This is a genomic window from Kribbella pittospori (assembly GCF_004331465.1).
GTDB classification, from domain to species: domain Bacteria; phylum Actinomycetota; class Actinomycetes; order Propionibacteriales; family Kribbellaceae; genus Kribbella; species Kribbella pittospori.
The window spans coordinates 1-15,651 of sequence record NZ_SJKB01000035.1; the positions used below are offsets into that span (position 1 = coordinate 1).

Here is a 15,651-nt window from a genome sequence, read left to right on the forward strand (position 1 = left end):
CACGACAGAACACCTCCAACCCACCAGCAGACACACTACGAAATCTCGACATGGGCACTCCAGGCTCATCTTCAAGGGGTTGCCGGCCGACAGGTTCAGTCCGGAGGGCGGCGGCAGCAGTCACGACGGCCAGTACGGCGGCGCCGAGGGTGGCGACTCTTCGGCGGCGTTGAGGAGTGGCGGTCTCGGGGGAGGGACGGGTCCGCATGGCATCCTCCAAGTGCGGTGAGTTCCTTGGTGAGGGGATGCCACCACTGTGGGTGTGCAGCGAGGCCCCGGGTATCCGCGTAGTCCCGGGTCAATCCCCGGGTTCCCAGCCGACACGTCACCCCGGCGCCGGGTGTCCCGGCCGACTCGCCGCACGTCAACGATCCCTGCAGCGTTCTCGACAGGCTGTGCTGCTGGAGGTGTGAGATAATCCGGCGGAGGTTTCCGCCCCGATCGGGCGCGTGCGGCCCGACACGACGCTGTGAGTCGTCGCGGCCGGTTGGGCAGACATCGATCTCACCCTGGAGGTTCGATGGATACGACGGCCCGTGGTCGCCCCGGTTCACGGTCGGCGTCGTGACGCCACACCAATCGCCGACCGAGCTCCGTGGCAGGCAGAGCGAGTGCGCGACCCTTGACGCCCTCGTCGGCGGCGTGCGCGCCGGCGCGAGCCAGGTGCTCGTCCTGCGAGGCGAGGCGGGGGTTGGCAAGTCCGCCCTGCTGGACTACCTGGCGAATGGGCTCGGACAGAGGTGCCGGCTGGAACGCGCAGCCGGTGTCGAGTCCGAAGTGGAGTTGCCCTTCTCCGGTTTGCACCAGTTGTGCGCGCCGATGCTGGACCACCTCGATCGCCTGCCCGGGCCGCAGCGTGATGCGCTGGCCACCGCCTTCGGGATGCACATCGGGCCACCGCCGGACCGATTCCTGGTCGGACTGGCAGTGCTGAGCCTGTTCGCGGAGGTGGCGGAGGAGCGACCGTTGGTGTGTGTGATCGACGATGCGCAGTGGTTCGACCCCATCTCGGCGCAGATACTCGCGTTCGTGGCACGTCGTCAGTTCGCCGATCCGGTCGGGCTGGTCTTCGCGATGCGGGGGGAGCACAAGGACAGCGAACTGACCGGGCAGCCGACGATGGACGTTCGAGGGCTGAGGGACGCCGATGCTCACGCGCTGCTCGGGACCGTCCTGAGGGGCGACGTCGACCATCGGGTGCGCGAGACGATCGTGGCCGAGACCCGGGGCAATCCGTTGGCGCTGCTGGAACTTCCTCGCGGCCTTTCTACCGCCGAGCTCAGTTTCGGGTTCGGCCTGGCGGACGCCGTGCCGTTGGAGACCCACCTGGAGCAAGGCTTCTCGCAGCGCTTTGCACCACTTCCCGGACCGACGCGCCTGTTCTTGCTCGCGGCTGCCCTCGAACCAGTCGGGGACCTGAGCCTGCTACGACGGGCCATCCAGAGGCTCGATGTCGACTTCGCAGCCGCGGCCCCGGCGGTGCGGGCCGGCCTGATCGAGGTGGGCGCGCGGGTTCGGTTCCGCCACCCGCTGGTGCGGTCCGCCGTTGCTCGGGCCGCAGAGGCGACCGACTTGCGAGCCGTGCACCTCGCTCTGGCCGAGGAGACCGATCCGGACCTCGATCCCGACCGACGGGCGTGGCACCGGGCGCACGCGGCGAGTGGACCCGATGAGGAGGTCGCCGTCGAACTGGAAGGATCCGCTGATCGGGCGCGGGCCCGAGGAGGCCTGGCGGCGCAGGCGGCGTTCCTCGAACGTGCCATCGAACTGACCCGTGACCCCGCTCGACGTCCTGCCCGCATCCTGGCTGCCGCGAGGGCCCGGCACCAATCCGGCTCGTCGGACGCGGCATTGGCGCTGCTGGCCGATGTCGAGACCGAGCCGCTCGACGGGCCGACACGCGCCAGGGTGGAGGTTCTCCGGGCACAGATCGCGTTCTTCTCCAGCCGTGGCCGCGACGCTCCGCCGCTCCTGCTGTCAGCCGCCCGGCGGATGGAGGGACTGGACGAAGCTGCCGCCCGCGACATCTACCTTGATGCCTTGGCGGCGGCGCTGCTGGTCGGACGACTGGCCGGGGATGTGGGCCCCCGCGATGTCGCCCGGGCGGCCCGCGCGGCACCTCAATCGACCGCTCGACCAGCCGATCTCCTGCTGGACGGCGTGTCGTCACTGATCACGGATGGCTATGCGGAAGGTGTCCCACCACTGCGGCGCGCGCTGAAGGCCTGGCGAGCAGACGAGGTGCCGATCGGCGATGCTCTTCGCTGGCTATGGCTTGCTACCCACGCCGCCCACGACGTGTGGGACGACGAGAGCTGGGAGGTGTTCTGCACCCACCACCTGCGTCTTGCGCGCCAAGCCGGAGCTCTGGCGGTCCTGCCGATCGCACTCAGCAGTCGGATGGGCCTGCACTTCTTCGCCGGCGAGTTCGCGGAGGCGGGCGCGCTGGTCAACGAACTCTCGCTGGTCAACGAGGTCATGGGCACTCACCTGCCGCCGTACGGCGCTCTGGCGCTCGCGGCGTGGCAGGGCAGGCCGAAGATCGTGTCCCGCCTCCTTCGATCCACCTCTGCGGAGGCCGTAGTGCGAGGTGAGGGCATGGGACTCACCATCGTCGACTTCTCATCGGCGGTACTCCACAACGGTCTGGGGAATTACGAGGAAGCGTTGAAGGCGGCAGAGCGAGGAGCCGGATACCCCGACGAGCTCGGATTCTCCACCTGGTCGCTGGTGGAACTCGTCGAGGCGGCTACGCGAAGCGGCCACCCCGACCGCGCAGCGGACGCACTCGGCGCGCTGATCCGGACCACGAGTGCCAGCGGCACCGACTGGGCCCTCGGAATCGAGGCACGATCCCGCGCGCAGGTGAGCCTGGGAGACGCGGCCGAGAGCTCTTACGTGGAGGCAGTGGAGCGGCTCGGCCGGACCCGCATGCGCGTCGAGTACGCCCGTGCTCATCTGCTCTACGGAGAGTGGTTGCGGCGGGAGGACCGCCGTCGCGACGCTCGCGGCCACCTGAGGTCGGCGTACGACCTGCTCACTGACATGGGTGCGGAGGCCTTCGCCGAACGAGCCCGTCGCGAGCTGGTCGCCGCCGGCAAGAGGCTCCCCAGGCGATCCGTCGAGGCTCGGGAAGGATTCACTGCGCAGGAGGCTCAGATCGCTCGGCTGGCGGCGGAGGGGCGCACGAACCCTGAGATCGGTGCTGAGTTGTTCCTCAGTCCACGCACCGTGGAGTGGCATCTTCACAAGGTCTTCGCCAAGCTCGGAATCGGCTCCCGCCGAGAACTCTCCGGCACCCTCCTCAATGCGTAGCGCGACCCTACTCCTGGCCTGTGTGTGATGGGCGGTACGAACGAAGGGGCCCAGTCGTCAGCTGGGCCCCTTCTCCTTCCCCTGTGAAGGTCTGTTCGCCCTTCGTCGAGGTTGGCTTGGGTCAGAACCCGAAGGCTTTGCCGTCGAGGATCTGGTCGGGCTTCGGCGCCTTGGGAGCGGCAACCTTGCCGTAGTTGGTGAAGGTGAGGTAGTCGCGGCCGGCGTTGTTCTCGAAGCGGACCGGTCGTGCGGTGCGAGTGTCGACCCAGAGCGTGGCGCCCTGACCCGTCAACCCCACCGAGGTCACGCCGTCCACCACCTTCTTTCCGGTCTTCGTGGGGTGGCCGACATCCCCGAAGAAGCCTTTGAAGAAGGTGTCCCGCGTGGTCAGGTCGATCAGGGCCTGGCCGTCCTTGTCGATCTTGGACGGCTTGATCCACTTGTTCTTCATCAGGGAGAGCATCGCGCGAATCTCGGCGTCGCCGGCCTTTTCATCCTTCGCCATCGCCCGAATGGTTGCTTCCGACAGGAGCATGTACACGTCCTTGCCGATCACGCGATAGGTGATCGGCGTTCCGGCGACGAGGAAGGCGCCCTGACCGCCGCTCTTCGTGAGCTGGAGATCGATGCGCAAGTCTCCGGTGTCATCCACCAGCAGGCCCTTGACTCTCAGCCCCGATGCAGCGCTTGCTGCTGCCTTTGCCCGGGCAAGGAGGGTGGCTGCGGGCAGGGTGGACAGGTCGGGCGGCGCGGGCGTCGTACTGGGCGTCCGGGAGCTTGTGGGTGCAGACGCGGTGGTTGATGGTGTGACCGATGGTGTGCCCGAGGTCCCGACGGGGTCGCACGCGATCAGCGCGGTGGCCATGAGCGCGGTACCTGCCCAGGCTCCGCCTCGAATCCAGGGAAAGGACATGACAAGTTCTCGCTTTCTCTCGCCGGTGACGACCGGCGCGGAGTGGGACAGCCGGTGACGTCCGGCTGCTGCCGCGGTGGCGCTTGGATGTCCACCAGCAGCGGTGACGAGATCACTCTGGTGAGCCGTACTGCGGTTCCACTGCCGTCTACTGCGGCCCCACTGCCGGATAGACTGCCGTGCTGCGGCCGGACGTCGCGCAGCCGCCGGAACACGGGGCCGTCCCGGCGTCGATTCGGCAGGTTGGGGGGTGTGGTCGTGGGCGTCATTCGGTTTGAGCTCCTCGGACCGCTTCGTGCCCGGCGTGACGGAGACACACTCGACCTTGGCGCGGCAAAGCAGCGCGCAGTCCTCGCGACCTTGCTGCTCTCGGCGAATCGGCCCGTCTCGGCTGCGCGCATCGTCGAGGTTGTCTGGCAAGGCGAGCCCCCGGCCAACGGCACCAACGTCGTACAGAAGTACGTCGCCGGCCTGCGACGGGTGCTCGAGCCGGATCGAGCGCCTCGCAGCAGTGGGGAGCTCCTGACCCTGACGGCGGCGGGGTACGTTCTCGCGCTTGAACGGGGCGACACTGACGTCGACCGGTTCGACGAGCTTGTCCGGCAAGGGCACCATCAGCGGGAGCTGGGAGATCTCGAGAAGGCGGCTGCCACTGTCCGCAGTGCACTCGACCTCTGGCGCAGCAGTGAGGCTCTGGCCGGAATCAGCGGGCCGGTGTTCGACGAGGCCCGCCGGGAGTTCGAGACCCGCCATGCGGATGCGGCCGAGACTTGGGCCGACCTACAACTGGACCTAGGCCACCACGCCGGACTGCTGCCTGACCTGAGCAGTCTGATCGAGCGCCATCCGCTGAGCGAGAGCCTTCGCGCCACGCAAATGCTGACCCTCTACCGCACAGGTCGCCAGGCCGAGTCACTCGAGGCGTACCGCGCCACCGTCCGATTGCTGAAGAGTCATGGTCTGACCCCGACGGCCCAGCTGCAGACCCTCCACAACCGCCTGCTCAACGACTCCCCAGATCTCCTTCCGGCGCCCGCGCGGCAATTCTCCTCAGGTGGTCGCGTACGCATCGATGTACTCGGTCCGCTACGAGCCTGCCGGGACGGCGAGCTGATCGACCTCGGCTCGAGCAAGCAGCAAGCGGTGCTGGCGACTCTTCTCCTGTCTGCCAACTCGACAGTGACGCCGGAGCGCATTCTGGCTGCGGTCTGGCCGGATGACGCTCGGCCGGACAACGGGACGAACGTCATACAGAAGTACGTTGCAGGTCTGCGGAAGGTACTCGACCCCCACCGAGCTCCGCGGAGCGCCGGGGAGGTGCTGACCCTCACTGACGTCGGCTACCGGCTCGAGGTGCCACCGGGAGGCTCCGATCTCGACGAGTTCGCCGGGCGGATCATCCGAGCACGCGAACTGCGAGCCGGCGATGATCTGGAGAAGGCGGCTGAGGAGCTGGAGTCGGCGCTCAGGCTCTGGCGTGGGGAGGTCCTGACCGGGTTTGTCGGGCCGGTCTTCGACAGCGCCCGGGACCGCCTGAACGACGACCGCGCATCTGCCTTGGAAGATCACGCCGAGATCCTGCTGACGTTGGGGCGACTCGATGCCCTGATCGAGTCGCTGCCTGCGCAGATCAACGAGTTCCCGCTGCGTGAACGGCTCCGCGCCGTACAGATGGAAGCGTTGTACCGCAGTGGCCGGCGTGCGGAGGCACTCTCGGCGTACGCCGAGATCCGGCGGCTGCTGGTCGATCAGTACGGGATCGAGCCCAGCCAGGGCCTGCAGAGTCTGTACGCCAGGCTGCTTGACGACAAGAGGTCGCCGGCGGGCGCTGCGTCTCCGTGGGAAGGCAACTCCCTTGCAACTGTTCCGACGTCGGCACCGCCGGACGCCTCCTCGGGGCGACCGCGAAGGACCCGAGGACAGCGCATCCGCCTGAAGATCCTGGCCGCGGCGTTGCCGATTCTCACCTGGGGTTTCGCCTGCGGACCCATGATGGGAGTGCTCGCCTGGCGGCGTCGCAGCCGTCTGCTGGGGCTCGCCGCGATCGTGTACTTCGCTCTGCAGTGGACTGGCGCGGTCCTGTTCAGTCAGAGCCCAGAAGACTTCAGCGGTATCAAGGACGACATCGGCATGTCGCTGATCATCTTTCCCTTCCTGGCCTGCTCGGCGCACGCTGCCATCATCGTCGCGCCGGCCTCGAGTGCCGCCGAGCGCCGGCTTGCCGGAGCGAGTCGCCGGGTCGCCCGAGAGATCGCGGCTCGCTCGCCGCTGGACGCGCAGCGGCTCGGCATCGGCCGCCCGGATCTGCCGCGAACATTCGACGACGGCGGCCTGGTCGACCCGAATCACGTCCCGGCCGCCCTTCTCGCCAAGGTTCCAGGCATCTCGTCCCAGCACGCCGCCCTGATCGTCATCGACCGAACCCAGCGCGGCCCGTTCACCTCCCTCGAGGACCTGAGCAAACGAGGCCTCCTGCCGCACCCACTACCAGCCTCGATCGCCGACCACCTGGTCATCGTCGACCAACCAACCGTCACCGAAGCAACCAACCTTCCCGAATGAGCCCGACCGGGATCCTCGTTCCGGAGGAGGTCCACGGGTCGCGGCGGCGGCGCGGGCGCTCTTGGGCTCGGGCCCGCGTGAACTGATCCACCCGAGCACCCCAGCGTTGGTTCTGAGTTCGATGCCAATCTGGGTGAGTTGGCCCTTTATCGGCACTACGGCGCTCCGGATGATGGCTGTTGCGCTGACCACAGGAAGAAGAGGACACAGTGATGCTTGAGCCCGTCGTAGACAAAGGCCAACTGACCGAGACCGACCGCTTCATCTTCGAATCATGGGGCTATTTCATGATTCCCAACGTCTTGACCAAGGACGAGGCCGCCGAGGCGTACGACGTTTCGCAGCGTCTGCACCAGAGCCGCGACCGCGAGTTCGGGCAGATCGGCCGGACCTACGAGAGCGAGCCGGTGCTCGAGCGGCTCATCGATCATCCTGACGTGCTTCCGAAGGTGCAGGGTCTGCTCGGCGATCGATTCGTACTGCAGGCCGGCTGGAACACCATGCAGCCGGCGCACGCGGGGAACGGGCGTTGGCACCAGGACGGATCGTCCGCCTTCGACTTCAAGGACCTGGGATACCCGGTTCCGTTGCTTCAGCTCCGCGTGTCGTATCTGCTCACCGACCAGACTGTGCCCGGCATGGGCAACATGGAGTTGATTCCCGGCAGCCACCGCTCGCGGGTCGGTCTACCTGACTCAATCCGCCAGCCCAACGACGACATCGCGATCGGCCATGTCGTGTGCGCCGAGGCCGGGGCTGCTCTGGTGTTCCACAACGGGGTCTGGCATCGAACCTTCCGCCACGACGGCGACTACGACCGCTATACAACTCACTACGTCTACAGCCCACCGTGGGTCCGCCCGGCCGACCGTCTCAGCAACGACCCCGAGTTCCTCGAGCGCACCACGCCCCTGCGGCGCGCACTGATGGGGGAGTTCGCAAGGCCGGACGCTCCCTTCGGCGCCAACTACGATCCGCTCCCGATCTGACCCACGGACCCCTTCCCGCACGACACCGGTCTGGATGCCGGATCGGAAGAGTGGTGTCATGCAAGGGAAGGGGTTCTGCCGGGCCACCACGGGCAACCGCGAGGACCCGGTGGCGGTTCTGTACGGGGAGGGGCTATGTGGGAACCGGATGGGTGGGATGTTCGTAGCCGGATCGGCGTACTGACGCCGCACGGTGATGTGGGGCCGGAGTCGGAGTTGCAGGCGATGGCGCCCGATGGGGTCCGGGTGTACGCGGCTCGGGTGCCGTTCGGGGCGATGGCGGCCGGCGGGGAGATGGATCCGACGATCCCGCTCGCGCCTGTCGAGGCGTTCGTCCAGCCGCCGCACATCGACGAGGCCGCGGCCCTGCTCGCCGCCGCACCGCTCGACGCGATCGGCATCGGGTTCACGAGCTCGTCGTACGTCAGCGGCCCGGATCGCGAGGTCGAGCTCGTCGAGCGGCTCGAGCAGCGCACTTCGGGCATCCCTGTCGTTGCGACCTGTGCGGCTGCGGTGGCCGGGTTCTCCGCGCTGGGGGTGCAGCGGATCTCACTGGTGAACCCGCCGTGGTTCGACAAGGAGCTCGACCGGCTGGGAGCGGGGTACTTCGAATCGCAGGACCTCACCGTGGTCCAGCACGGTTCCTGCGGTCTACCGAGCAGTCAGCGGAGCATCAACCCGAGCGAGCTCTTCGCGTGGGTTGTCGAACACACGCCGGACGAGGCCGACGCCGTTTTCATCGGCGGCAACGGCTTCCGTAGCGTCGGCGTGATCACCGCATTGGAGCAGGATCTCGGCCGCCCGGTCCTGACCGCCAACCAGTCACTCCTGTGGGGCATGCTGCGCGCAGCAAGATCCCACGCAAGACCAACAGGCTACGGAGCCCTGTTCGTGGAGTCATGAGCGGGCGTACTCGCCGATCTGCAGGACACCGTCCGGGTCGTACTTCCGGACCACCTCCGCGATGCGCTGAAGGGTCTCCTCGTCGTACGCACGACGGGCCGTCTGGGCGTCGTGGGGAGGCCCGAAGTTCGGCCAGACACCGCCGGTGTCCCATTCGGACAACGCCGCGTAGAGGCGATCCCAGTGCGGTAGGACACGCGGGTCTTCCGCGATGCCGACGGCAAGCACGCTGAAGCCGGCGGCGCGGTGCGAGAACGCGTCGGGATGCTCGGCGTCGCGGGCGTAGGCACCACCCAACTGGCGGATCTCGACCATCAACTGCGGTGACCCCGATCCGTAGCCGGCCACATCGAGCAGCCGCTTCGCGGTCACGTCGGTGAACTCGGTGAGCAGCATGGCCGGGTCGACGACGGGCATCGGGTCGACCGGGTCGGCGTGGACCGAGTCGACGGCCGTGTACGGCTTCAGGTCGGCGTCATCGAGGATCACCTCAGCCACGGCGCGGAGCTGATCGAGCAGTTCGCGACCCTCGTCCGCTGCGCCGGTCCAGAGGAACCGGACGCCAAGGGTCATCCGCCCGGCCAAGGCCGGCGGAACCCCGGGCATGTCCGGGAGCTGGAACAGCACGAACGACGTTGTCGCCTGCTCGGGAAGAGACGCCGACCAAGCACGCCACCGGTCGACGACCCGCTCCGCGTCGGCACCGTCGAAGTACACAGCGCCGCCGTAGAACGTGGGCAGGTGGACCAGGTCGAACTCCACCGCGGTCACGATCGCGGTCGCGCCCTTGCCGCCCCGCAGCGCGAAGAACAGATCCGGGTGCTCGGTCGGGGTGACACGACGGAACTCGCCGTCACCCGTGACGACCTCGAACGCGCGGACCTTGTCCGCGGCGAGACCGTACGTGCGGGCCATCGGACCGACGCCGCCACCGGTCGTGTATCCGACCACGCCGACGTCGCTGGTGGACCCGTTGAGCGGAGCCAGCCCGTACGGCGCGGCCGCCTCGATCACCGGACGCCACTTGACGCCGGCTCCGGCGCGAGCCCAGCCCTCGGGATGCACCGTGACCTCGTCCAGGCCCTTGGTCACGACGAGCAGGTGTCCGGCGTACGCGCTGTGGGCTCCGTGCCCGGTGGCCTGTACGCCGACGGTGTAGCCGTGCGACCGGGCGAAGCGGACGGTGGCGACCACGTCCTCGGCCGTGCGTACGGCGACAACTGCGGCCGGCTGCATCGGGACGGAGAGGAGCCACGGCGTGGAAAGCGCGGCGTACTGCTCGTCGTCGGGCAGGTGGACCTCGCCGGTCAGGCAACTGCGAAGCTCCTCGAGGGAGTCGTGGTGCCGGGTGATGGCGCGGTCGAGAGCGATCGTCATCGAACTTCTCCTGTTCGGTCTGTCGTTGTTGTGATGACGGACCGACGGTGTCGCGAAGCACTTGACGGCGACTTGTGACCGGCTTGAGGCACCGGCTCAAGTCTGATGCGGTGCCATGAACAGCCCGTGCGGATCGACCTTGCGGCGGACCGCGGTCAGCCGGGCGTGGACGTCCGGCGGGAAGGCTTTGCGCGTGTCGCTGCTGTCGTCGAGCATCGGAAGATAGGTGCCTCCGGTCGACCAGGGCGCTACCGCGGCGAGGAACCGCTCCGCGTCGTCGCGCTGCCGTGGCCAGTCGGCGGGTTCGAACCCCAGCCCGACACCCAGCGCCAGGAAGGCCCCGTCGAGAGCCGAAAGGATGCCGCCGTCCGGATCCGGCCGGGACAGCGCGCCACCGAGCTGGCGCAACTCGGCCACCGTGAGGCTGCTGCCGGACCGCGGACCGGCCGTCTCGATGATCGCAGCGATCGCGGCCTCGGGAAGCTCCGACACCAGCGTGCTGCTCGCGTACGCCGGAGTCGGCTCCTCCGGCTCGAGGTGCAGCCTGACCAGGTCGGCGGCTGGAATCACGGCGACCGTGTCGAGTTCCGGAGCGAGTGCGCGCAATGGCGCCAGTACGTCGTACGCGAAGGCCTCGCCGCCCAGGACGGCACCGTCGATGATCGCCAGCCGCCGCCCCCGGACGTCCACCGGCACCGAGTCCCGATCGGGTACGTCGACCAAGCGGAACGACGACGTGACCTGCTCGGGGGCGTCCGCGCACCAGTCCACCCATCCAGGCAGCACCCGGTCGGCAGCCGTCCCGTCCCACGCGAGGAACCCGGCGACGACGGTCCGGATCGGCTGGAGTTCGAACTCGAGCGCACAGACGACGCCGAGCGGCGTACCGCCACCCCGGAGCGCCCAGAACAGCTCGGCGTCGCTGTCGGCGGTCGCTCGGACAAAGGTGCCGTCGGCAAGGACGACCTCGACCGCGGTGACGGAGTTGCACTGCAGACCGAGGTGCCGCGCATACCATCCGATGCCCCCGCCGAGTGAGTAGCCGACCACGCCGACGTCGGGGGAGGACGGGTGCAGCGTGGCGAGACCGTACCGTCCGGCCGCCGCCGCAACATCACCCCACAACGCGCCGGCGCCGACGCGGGCGATCCGGTTCTCTGCATCGATGCTCAGTTCCGTCATCGCGGAGGTGCGCAGCAGCACGGCATCGGCCAACCTGCCGCCCAGGGCCGGAGCGCCGTGGCCGGTGCCCTGCGGCGCGATCGACAGGCCGGCGGCCTGGGCGGCGCGGACGACCTCGGCGACCTCCTCGGCGTACGCGGGATAGGCGACGGCCGCGGGATAGTCGGAGACCACCAGATTCCACGGCGCGCGCGCCATGTCGTACGCCGGGTCGCCCGGAAGGTGCACGGCGCCGCCACAGAGCCCGCGGAGACTCGCGGCCCGGAGACTCTGCTGCACCGTCACTGGAGCCTCCCGTTCTGGTCGTGCGTCATGGTCACTCGTCCGACTTGAGAGATTCTTGAGCCGCTGGGCCCGGCCGTGAAACCGGCCCCGTCCAGCACGTCCCGGACCGTTCCTGGTGTGACGAACAGTCGCTGGGCTACCTCGTGAACGTCGAGACCGGCGGCGGTCAGATCGAGGATCTGCCGGTCGGTCCGCGACAATCGAGGCACGTCGTCGGTGCTCAGCTCGATCCGGCGACCGCGCCGCTCGAGCTCGGCCAGGGCTCGCTCGCGAACCTGGCCGGCGCCTCGCTCCTGCGCCATCCGGCTCGCGTCTTCCAGCAGGGCGATCGCATCCACGCCGCCCACGTCCGGATGGCTGCCGAGCGCGCACTTGGCCCGGGCCAGGTCGACTGCCGCGGTCGTCGCCGAGAGCAGGTCCACCGCTTCGACGAGGTTGTCGATACCGGCGCGACCCCGCAGTTCGCCCAGCGTGCACAGTGCCCTGCCGAGAAAGCTCGGTGCGCCCCAGATCCGGAGCAGAGCCAGTTCCTCCTCGGCTGTTTCGATCGCCTCCGACGTACGTCCGAGCCCGAACAAGGCCGCGGCCTTGATGGACCGCCACGGGTTCCAGACCGGATTGACGATGTCGATGCCGTCGATGCCCGGCTGAGGATTGCCGAGCACGACAAGGGCTTCCTCGCACCGGCCCTCGGCGACGCGCAAGCGTGCCACGGCCTGCTGGTAGACGCGGCCGCCTTCCCCGGCCACAGCACCTGCGGCCAAGGCATCGGCCGCCCGGCGGGCAGCCTCGAGGTCGCCCCGATCGAGCTGGCACCCGATCTGGAAGGCGCGGGCGAAGGGCTCGCCCACCCGCGTACCTCCCCAGAGGCGATCCTGGTCGAGCGCGGCCCGCAGACACGCGAGGGCCTCGTGAAGCTCGCCGCGCCGCCACTGCCAGAACCCCTCCCACAGACTCGTGGACAGCGCCGCGAACAACGACCCGCGTGCGTGGCTGGCCGCGCGAGCCCGGCTCCAGAAGTCGCCGATGTCGTCGTCGGACAAGATCCGGACCGCGGCGGCATTGACCCAGAACAGCCCGTCGTCGACAGCGATCAGGTGGTCGCCGTCGAGTGCGAACCGTGCCATCGCGATGGCACGTTCCCGGTCTCTGCCGGCCAGAACCGCTTCCAGCGCGACCGTGGCGGCCAGCATCCGCGCACCCGCGCCTTGCCCTTCGGGCTCCTGAGCGGGTGTGTGCCAGCCGTCGCTGATGCCGTGCATGAACCCACTGATCCGCTGGATCGCGATGAGCGCCTGGCGCTGGTCAGCCAGTCCGTCAGGGAGTTCCGCAGCGGCCTCCCGGGCGAAGGTCGTCGCGACTCCGGGCGGACTCGCGAACACCTGGGTCGAGGCGGCCGCGATGGCGATCTCGCTGCGGACGCGCGGGTGGTCCTGCAGCCGGTACGCGTGCACCAGGTGCTCGACCGCTGCCCCGCCGTCCACTGACGCTTCGCGCATCCCGAGTTCGAGTACTACGTCGCGTCGACCCGAACCCACCGGCAACTCGACGAGTGCCCTGCGCAGGTAGGTGACCGCGCTCTCCGACGCTCCTCGCTCCGCCGCCTCGCGGGCCGCCGTACGCAGCAAGGTCACGACGCTCTCATCACCGCGTGGCGGCGCCAGCAGCAGGTGTGCCGCAACCAGTTCGTCACTCGTCCGCGCATCCCGCAGGACCGACGCGGCCCGCTCGTGGCAGAGCTCCCGCTCGGCCGCCGGCTGCGCCTGGTACACCGCGTCGCGTACGAGCGGGTGCGCGAAGGCCACTGGTTGCTCGTCCCTGACGATCTCGGCCCGCGCCAGTACGGCCAGCGCTTCCGCGGTCCGGGCCTCGGTGACTCCGGCCAGTGCAGCGACCGCCGGCAGGGCGGCACCGTCGCCGAGGACGGAGGCAGCCCTGGCGACGACCACGACGTCGGGCGGCAGCCTGCGGAGCTGCAGCAGCACCCGGCTCGACACCGCCCGCGACCCGACCGCGACGACCCGGTCGGCGTGTGAGGCATCCGGTCGTACGCCGTCAGCCGCAAGAGCCTGGAGCAGCTGACAGAGCAGGAACGGATTCCCCGCGGTCGTCCGCTCGCAGGCGGTGACGAACAAGGGTGCGGGTCGTACGCCGAGCCGTCGCTCCACCAGCTCCGCCGTCGCTTCGGTGGACAGCGGCGCCGGGCGTACGACGAGCGCGTCGGGTTCGAGCGCCAGCTCTGCGATCAGGTCCTCGTCGTCGTGTTGCTCGCCGGTGCGCAGGGTCGCCAGCACCAGTACAGGTACCGAGGCGAGCCGTCGTACCAGATAGGCCAGGAAGCGGAGCGAGGCGCCGTCGCACCACTGCGCATCGTCGACAGCGAGCACCAGTGGGCCGCCTGTCGTGAGGTTGACCGCCAGCCAGTACAGGCCGTGCAGGACAGCGAAACCTTCCGCCCGGCCGCTGTCGGTGATGTCGAAGACGGCCCCGGCTCCTGCCGCTGCGCCACGCAGCAGTTCGTCGCGACGCGCCGGGTCACCGAGTTGTCCCTCGAACAGCTGGCGCACGACTCCGAATGCGAACGCACTCTCCAGCGCGCTCCCGCGAGCTGACAGCACCCGCACAGATCGCTCGGCCGCCAGCTTGCGTGCCTCGGCGAGCAGGCGCGTCTTTCCGATCCCGGCCGGACCCTCGAACAAGAGCAAGCCAGGCTGCCCGCCCGCGAGGCCGTCCAGCATCGACCGGAGGGCGGCGAGCTCGCGGTCCCGGTCGACCAGACCGTTGCGGTCCGCGGTCGTTGCCCGCCCATTCGCCTGCACTGGTTCCTCCCGCGGTTGCCCGGCAGCAGCCAGTCCGGGCGACTGCGCGAGCACCTGCGCCTCCAGTTCGCGCAGAGCCGGACCGGGATCGACGCCGAGTTCATCGGCGAGCGTCTCGCGGGCCCGCCGCAGTGCGGCCAAGGCATCGGCCTGGCGATGGGCGCGGTACAGCCCGAGAGCGAGCAGCCGCCACCGCTCCTCGCGCAGCGGCTCCTCGGCGACCATCCCCTCCAGCTCGGCAACCACGAGGGCCGCCTCCCCGAGATCGAGACGAGCGGCGACCAGGCGTTCGCGGGCGACGGCTCGCAGCTCGGTCAGGCGCGCGATCTCGGCGCCGGCCCATGGCTCGTCGGCGTACTCGACCAGGGCCGGACCGCGCCACAGCGCGAGCGCATCGTGCAGATCGGCCGCCGCATCCGCGGGGGAGCCCGTGGTCTTCTTCAGCAGGGTCTCGAACCGCCAGGCGTCGACTGCGTCTGACGGCAGTCGTACGGCGTACCCGGGACCCTCGCGGACGACGATCGCGGACCGGGCGCGAGCCGGTGACCCCGGCTGCAAGCTGCGGCGCAAGTGCGAGACATAGGACTGCAGTGCACCGGCGGTGTTGCCGGGCGCATGCTCTCCCCAGACCGCGTCCGCGAGCCGCTCGGCCGGGACGACTTCACCGCGTGCAAGCACCAGCACGGCGAGTACGGCGCGCTGCCGCCGTCCACCCAGATCGAGCGCGGCGCCGCCGTACGACGCCGTGAACTCGCCGAGCAGACTGATCCGCAGCTGGTCCGCCCCCACGCAACCACCCCCACCGCCACGGTAAACGAAGAACCCTCATTTCGGCATCGCCCGCCGACCCGGGAGCCTGCCGGCCGGAGCTGGACCTGATTGCAGGTCCAGCTCCGGGCACGGCTGATCAGGCTGATTGGGTGTTGTCGCGGCGGCGTGTTACGACCATCGCGGTGCCGAGGCCTGCTCCGGCCAGGGCGATGCCGGCGAGAGCGCCCAGAGCGGCGGAGCTCGCGTCGAGACCGGTGTCCTGGGCGACCGTCACCGGCGGCACCTCGTACTGCGGGTCGTACTCCGGGTAGTTGGGCGGCCCCGGTTCGGCCACCGATGGTGTGCCGGAGCCTGGTTCGGGAACCGCGATGGCCGCTGCCGGGCCGGCGGTCACCATGAGGGCGAAGAGGACGGCTGCACCACTTGTCGTCAGCAACTTGGTTGTGGACATGATCCCTGCTCCTTGTCGTCGCGACCGCCGCTGCCGGCGGTCCGTCCGTTCAGTTGTCGCGCGGGCAGGTATCGCCTGAGCTCG

9 protein-coding genes are annotated in these 15,651 nt (G+C 69.2%); 4 read left to right on the forward strand and 5 right to left on the reverse strand.

The features are described from left to right. The first annotated feature begins 564 nt into the window (after positions 1 to 564). Positions 565 to 3,315 carry an ATP-binding protein gene (locus E0H73_RS44265; protein ID WP_131367140.1) on the forward strand — a complete coding sequence of 917 codons (2,751 nt, stop codon included), beginning with the start codon at positions 565 to 567 and terminating at the stop codon, positions 3,313 to 3,315. A gap of 121 nt (positions 3,316 to 3,436) precedes the next feature. Here E0H73_RS44265 and E0H73_RS44270 read toward each other — a convergent pair whose 3' ends face one another. Beyond that, the gene (locus E0H73_RS44270) at positions 3,437 to 4,180 is read right to left on the reverse strand and encodes a hypothetical protein (RefSeq protein WP_131367142.1); all 744 of its coding nucleotides are present in this window, start codon (positions 4,178 to 4,180) and stop codon (positions 3,437 to 3,439) included. Positions 4,181 to 4,486: 306 nt separating this feature from the next. Here E0H73_RS44270 and E0H73_RS44275 point away from each other — a divergent pair, with 306 nt between their 5' ends. The 3 genes from E0H73_RS44275 (at position 4,487) to E0H73_RS44285 (ending at position 8,682) form a co-directional block, all read left to right on the forward strand. After that, complete coding sequence (locus tag E0H73_RS44275) at positions 4,487 to 6,790, forward strand: AfsR/SARP family transcriptional regulator (protein WP_165556155.1); 2,304 nt, start codon at positions 4,487 to 4,489, stop codon at positions 6,788 to 6,790. Between the two features lie 212 nt (positions 6,791 to 7,002). Continuing rightward, positions 7,003 to 7,779, forward strand: a complete 777-nt coding sequence (locus E0H73_RS44280) for a phytanoyl-CoA dioxygenase family protein (RefSeq protein WP_131367146.1) — start codon at positions 7,003 to 7,005, stop codon at positions 7,777 to 7,779. A 135-nt stretch (positions 7,780 to 7,914) separates the two neighbouring features. After that, entirely contained in the window at positions 7,915 to 8,682 is a 768-nt protein-coding gene (locus tag E0H73_RS44285; protein ID WP_131367148.1) for a maleate cis-trans isomerase family protein, read from the forward strand. Here E0H73_RS44285 and E0H73_RS44290 read toward each other — a convergent pair. The 4 genes from E0H73_RS44290 to E0H73_RS46380 form a co-directional block, all read right to left on the reverse strand. Beyond that, on the reverse strand, positions 8,677 to 10,059 hold the full coding sequence (locus tag E0H73_RS44290) for an FAD-binding oxidoreductase (RefSeq protein ID WP_131367151.1): 1,383 nt from the start codon (positions 10,057 to 10,059) through the stop codon (positions 8,677 to 8,679). The two genes, E0H73_RS44285 and E0H73_RS44290, sit on opposite strands and share 6 nt — an antisense overlap. A 96-nt stretch (positions 10,060 to 10,155) precedes the next feature. Next, positions 10,156 to 11,526 (reverse strand): FAD-binding oxidoreductase, encoded by a 1,371-nt coding sequence (locus tag E0H73_RS44295; RefSeq protein ID WP_131367153.1) that lies wholly within the window; start codon positions 11,524 to 11,526, stop codon positions 10,156 to 10,158. After that, entirely contained in the window at positions 11,523 to 15,134 is a 3,612-nt protein-coding gene (locus E0H73_RS44300; protein ID WP_131367155.1) for an ATP-binding protein, read from the reverse strand. Before E0H73_RS44300 ends, E0H73_RS44295 begins: the two co-directional genes overlap by 4 nt. Positions 15,135 to 15,252: 118 nt before the next feature. Beyond that, positions 15,253 to 15,567: a hypothetical protein gene (locus E0H73_RS46380; RefSeq protein WP_165556156.1), complete on the reverse strand. Its 315-nt coding sequence runs from the start codon at positions 15,565 to 15,567 to the stop codon at positions 15,253 to 15,255. Between the last annotated feature and the right edge of the window lie 84 nt (positions 15,568 to 15,651).